The sequence below is a fragment of the Hymenobacter coccineus genome (genome assembly GCF_001816125.1).
GTDB classification, from domain to species: domain Bacteria; phylum Bacteroidota; class Bacteroidia; order Cytophagales; family Hymenobacteraceae; genus Hymenobacter; species Hymenobacter coccineus.
In genome coordinates, this window is sequence record NZ_MDZA01000170.1 from 1 (window position 1) to 5078 (window position 5078).

General features: G+C 67.2%; 4 protein-coding genes. 3 read left to right on the top strand and 1 reads right to left on the bottom strand.

Annotated features, from left to right (window positions below; all coding sequences use genetic code 11):
* Window positions 1-363: 363 nt before the first annotated feature.
* The 3 genes from BEN49_RS27885 to BEN49_RS11285 all read left to right on the top strand — a co-directional run bounded on the left by BEN49_RS27885 (window position 364) and on the right by BEN49_RS11285 (window position 4274).
* Complete coding sequence (locus tag BEN49_RS27885; RefSeq protein WP_158022852.1) at window positions 364-1620, top strand: hypothetical protein; 1257 nt, start codon at window positions 364-366, stop codon at window positions 1618-1620.
* Between the two features lie 157 nt (window positions 1621-1777).
* A complete protein-coding gene (locus BEN49_RS11280; RefSeq protein ID WP_070743408.1) occupies window positions 1778-2614 on the top strand; it encodes an oxidoreductase in 837 nt (278 codons plus the stop codon).
* Between the two features lie 442 nt (window positions 2615-3056).
* Window positions 3057-4274: a CehA/McbA family metallohydrolase gene (locus BEN49_RS11285; protein WP_204376092.1), complete on the top strand. Its 1218-nt coding sequence runs from the start codon at window positions 3057-3059 to the stop codon at window positions 4272-4274.
* Window positions 4275-4372: 98 nt separating this feature from the next.
* On the opposite strand, the gene BEN49_RS11290 is transcribed toward BEN49_RS11285, so the two are convergent.
* Entirely contained in the window at window positions 4373-4939 is a 567-nt protein-coding gene (locus BEN49_RS11290; protein WP_125916754.1) for a hypothetical protein, read from the bottom strand.
* Between the last annotated feature and the right edge of the window lie 139 nt (window positions 4940-5078).

The window sequence follows — 5078 nt, forward strand, 5'->3', positions numbered from 1 at the left end:
CGGTGGGGCGCGGGGGGTAGCGGCGGCGGGGGGCGGGGGGCTGCGGGTGGCACGGCGGCGATGGTGGTGCCCAGCACCAGGGCCGGCAGTAGCAGGTTGAAGAGTTTCATAAACAGTGAGTAAGGAGGTGAAAGAAGGTGGAAAGCGGCGGGTGAGGTTGCCGGGCCAAAACTACCCGCGCCGAACCGCCGCCGGTAGTTTATTATCCCAACGCCCGGTTTCCCGGGAGCAACCCGCCCGCCGCGGGTACCGGGCCCGGGGCCCCGGCGTTACAGCCAATTTGGGGCGGTTGGGATAATATTTTTGCGCGGGGCCGGGCCGGCTGGGCACCTTCGCCCCGTCAACCACCTTTTCGCCCGCCCCATGCCGCTTTTCTCGTCCCCAAACGCCCCTGCCGGGGCCCCCCGTTTTCTGGCCGTGTGGCTGCTGGTGCTGCTGGCCAGCCTACTGGCCGGCCCCGCCCGCGCCCAGGACAGCACCCTCACGCGCCTCATCCGGCAGCACCAGTTGCCGCTAGTGGCGGGGCCCCAGTTTTCGGGCGCGGGCTGGGATAAGTTGCAGTCGAGCATCCAGCAAAGCCAGTTTGTGCTGGTGGGCGAGGCCCACGGCACGGCCCAGATTCCAGCGTTCACGGCGGCCGTGGCGCAGGTGCTCAAGCCGGCGGTATTCGTGGCCGAAATTGACCCCTACGTGGCCCAGGACCTCACGGCCCTGGCGGCGCAGCCCGGCCTGCCCACGGCCTACAGCCAGCGGTACCCCCAGGCGCTGTGCTTCTACAATTGGGCCGAGGAGTTTGAGCTGATCCGGACGCTGCGGGCCCAGCGCGTGCAAGTGCTGGGGCTCGACCAGGTGTTCATTGCCATGGCCGGCCGCTTCTATGCCCTGCTGGCCGAACAAGCCAAAGGCAAGCCTGCCCGCGCCTATTTGCACCAGCAGGCCGCCAAGTACGCGGCCCAGGGCCAGGCGTTTGAGCGCGCCGGCAAGGACCAGTTCAGCATGGCCGAGCAGCGGCCAAGCGCCCTCGACAGCCTGGTGAACATCACCCGGCAAGAGGGCCCCGCCGTGCGCCAAATGGTGCAGTACTACGCGGCCAGCTACGCCATTTACCAAAGCCAGATTAAAGGTACTGGCGGCCACCAGGAGCGCCTGAACCTGATGCGCCGCAACCTGCTGCGCTACGCCCGCGGGGCCCAGGGCCCCACGGGGCAGCCGCTGCCCAAAATGCTGTTTAAGTTCGGGGCCAACCACTTGGCGCGGGGCCTCAGCCTGGCCTCGTTTGGCGAGTTTTACGACGTGGGCAACCTGGCGCAGGACCTGGCCGAAGCGCAGGATCAGAAATCGTTGCACCTCTTGGTGATGGGAAAGCAGGGTACCGCCGCCAGCAGCCTGAGCCCCCGCTCCCCCAAAAAGCCCCGCGCCTACACCGCTGCCGAAGAGCCCTCGCTCAAACTGTTCTTCGACCAAACCACCGGCCCCGCCTGGAACGTGGTGGACCTGCGCCCCGCCCGCCACGCCCTCACCGCCGGCAAGCTGGTGGTGGGCCAAGCCGTGCAGCGCGTGCTGCTGGGCTACGATTACCTCGTGGTCATCCCCGAAACCACCGCCAGCCACCCGTATTAAAACGGCTGTACCGCCAAGCTGCGCTTGGCCTCGCGTAGGCTGCCCTGGGGCCCCTGGGGCGAAGCCAAGCGCAGCTTGGCGGTACAGCCAGTAAGCAGCCGCCGAACAATTCGGGCGTCAGGAGCGTCTTACGACTTCCATTTTAAGCGAATTTATCATGCCCGAAGCAACAAAAAACTGGTTTATTACCGGCGCCTCCACCGGGTTGGGCGAGGCCCTGGCCACGTATTTAATTGAAAAAGGCGACCGGGTAGCGGCCACGTTCCGCCAGCCCGCGCAGGCCGATGAGTTCACGAAAAAAGCCCCCGGCCAGGCCTTGGGCGTGCTGGTTGACGTCACCGACGCTGCGCAAATCACTGCCGCCGTGCAGCAGGCCGTCGACGCCTTCGGGCGCCTCGACGTGCTGGTGAACAACGCCGGCTACGGCTCGCTGGGCAGCATCGAGGAAATTGACGAAGCAGAAGTGCAGCGCCAATTCGACGTGAACGTGTTCGGGCCCCTGCGCCTGGTGCGCGCCGTGCTGCCGCACCTGCGGGCCCAAAAATCGGGCAACATCCTCAACATCACTTCCGTAGGCGGGCTCATTGGCCTGGCCCACGCCGGCATCTATAACGGCTCGAAGTTCGCCCTCGAAGGCCTGGGCGAGGCGCTGGCCGCGCAGTTGGGGCCCCTGGGCATCCACGTCACCAACGTGGAGCCGGGCCCGTTTCGTACCAACTGGGCCGGCGTGTCGGCCACCTACACCGAAACGCAAATTGCTGACTACCAGCCCACGGTGGGCGAGGGCCTGAAAGCCTCGCTGGGCCGCGACGGCAACCAGGCCGGCGACCCGGTGAAGGCCGCCGCGGCCATGTACCAGCTCGTGCGCCTGCCCAACCCGCCCGTTCACCTGCTGCTGGGCGCCTTCGCCTACAAGCTGGCCCGCCAGAAATTCCAGGGCCTCCTCCAGGAAATCGACGACTTCGCCTACCTCGGCGAGCCCACGGATTTCTAGGGCCCCCAAGCTGTACCGTTAAGCTGCGCTTGGCCTTGCTTTAGGGCCCCAGGGTGTACCGCCAAGCTGTGCTTGGCCTTGCCTATGCTGCCCATGGGGCCCTTAGGCAAGGCCAAGCACAGCTTGGCGGTACACGCACCCGGCCTGCCCAGCCGCTTCCCCGCGGCTGGGCAGCGGCTTTTTTTATAGCTTTTCCTTCGGCTATCAATGCTTCGCCGCCGGTAGGGGCAAGCCCAAGCGCCATGCTGCTGGTTTTCAAAGTAAAAGAATGATTTTCGGCGAATCAGTGGCGGGCGCCGCTTAGCGCCTTGGTTAGCCCTGGGTTACCTCTGTGCTAAGTAATTGTGCCTGTGGTGCAAGCGTGTTCGGCGGGTTCTACCTTCGTCCCCGGTCCGCCCCGGAAGGGTCCGGTTTGCCGGGCGCATTACCCATTCCGTACGTTTTGAAGAAGCAAAGAAGTATTGCCTTTGGGCTGTGGCTGCTCGGCCTGGCGCAGCTCGGGTTCGGCCAGGCGGGCCCGGCCAATCCGTGGGTTTCCAGCGAGCTGCCCCTGTTGGCGCCGCCCGCCAGCCTCACGCAGGGCATCTGGCTCAAGGGCGATTTGCACGTGCACTCGCGCCACAGCAAGGAATCGTCCAACAACCCCGTGGGCAAGATTCTTGCCTTTTCGCAAAGCGTGGGCATGGATTACCTGGCCATTACGGACCACGACAACCACGTTGACGGGGACGTGGCCCACCACACCTGGGCCGACCCGGAGTTCACGTCCCCGTCCGTGCTGCTGCTCTACGCGGCGGAGTGGACCACCACCCGCGGCCACGGCAACGCGTTTGCGGCCCAGCCCTACGACCACCGGCGCCTCTACCAAGTGCGCGACCAACGCGACGTAGTGGTCGGCGCCGTCAAGCGGCAGCTCGGCGTGAACCTCTCGGCCAACCACCCGAGCGGCAAGGACCATTTCGGCTATTCCTACGACATGCTGGAATCGCTGGAAGTCTGGAATTCAGTTATTTGGGCCAAAAACGCCAACGCACTGATGATTTGGGACGACATGCTCTCGTCGGGGCGCAAGCTGACGGGGCGCGGGGGCAGCGACGCCCACCACGGCCGGCCCGACACGCCGGCCCAGGCCACGGCCAACAGCGTGCAGGCCACGGCCAACAGCGTGCAGGCCACGGCCAACTACGTGGGCACCCCCACCACGTGGGTGTTTGCCACGGCCCGTACCACGCAGGCCGTGGTGGACGCGCTGACCAACGGGCGGGTGTCCATCAGTGCCAACCCCTTCGCCCCGCGTGTGGAGCTGTCCGCGGACCTCAACCAGGACGGGCGGCCCGACATGATGATGGGCGACAACGTGGCGGCCACGGGCCGGCCCGTGCGGTTCCGGGTGCAGCTCGCGGGCAAAATGGCCCCGGACGCTACCTACCGCGTCGCGGTAATCAAGAACGGCGGCGCGTTCGATACGCTGCAACTCAGCGGCCGGCACCCGGTCGTGGAGTTCACCGACGCCCCGGCCGCTACGGGCCGCACCTACTACCGCGTGCAGGTGGAGGGCCCCCCCACGCCCTACCCGCAAGTGCCGGAGTCGATGGCGCTGAGCAGCCCGATGGTGGGCCTATCGAACCCGCTCTACTTCAACTTTGACCCGCACTTTTAAACCGTAACCGTAACCGTAACCGGCGGCGGCTCCCCGGGGCCCCAGCGCCGCCTGGCCCTAGCACCGAGGCAGGGCAGCGGCTTGCTAGAGCTTCTCCTCTAGCCACAGGTACCCCGCGGCAAGCAGGAACAAGCCGAAAAACCAGCCCGCTGGCCAGGGCTCCCGCACCTCGTCGGCTGCGGTGGGTGCCGGGCTGGGGCGGCGGCGGCGCGCTGCGCAGCGGCTAACTGGCGCTGTTGGGCCGCGGGGCCCTGCCAGTCATCAGGTCCGAAAACGTAGAAGGAATAACTGGTTTTGCCGGGGCCCTGCACTTGGTGCCAGCCGGCCGCGGCGGGCCAGAATACGGCCGTGCTCCACTCGGGCAGGCGCGGGTCCTGGCGCAGCGGCAGGGCCACGGTGGGGCCCCCGGCCAGCGCCCGAACGGTGGGCGGCGCGATTGGGAAGGCCCCCGCTTCTAGCTGCAACGCCATGGGCATCTGAGCTTTGGGCCAGGCCGTGGCTACGCGCCAAGTTGCGGCAACTGGTGCGGCGGGCGTAGCCGCCGCCAGCAGCCGGTTCCAAAACGAAGCATAAATGGCGCCCTGCCCAGCCAGGGCCCAGCGGAAGGTTTCGGGTACCACCGACACCACCACCGCACCCAGCCCGAACCGACGTTTGGCAGCCACCAGCGCCCGCGCCGGGGCCCTGCGACCAGCGGTTGGAGCGCGGCGCCGGGGCGCAGCGTGGCGGGCAGCAGGGCACGCACGGCGGCGGGCGCATCGGGCCAGGCCAGCGGCTGGGACACCACCGATGCGGGGCGCGGCA

Bases quoted from the DNA above. Each gene is read 5' to 3' on its own strand.
- BEN49_RS11280 (WP_070743408.1), top strand. From the start codon at position 1,778: ATGCCCGAAGCAACAAAAAACTGGTTTATTACCGGCGCCTCCACCGGG.
- BEN49_RS27885 (WP_158022852.1), top strand. From the start codon at position 364: ATGCCGCTTTTCTCGTCCCCAAACGCCCCTGCCGGGGCCCCCCGTTTT.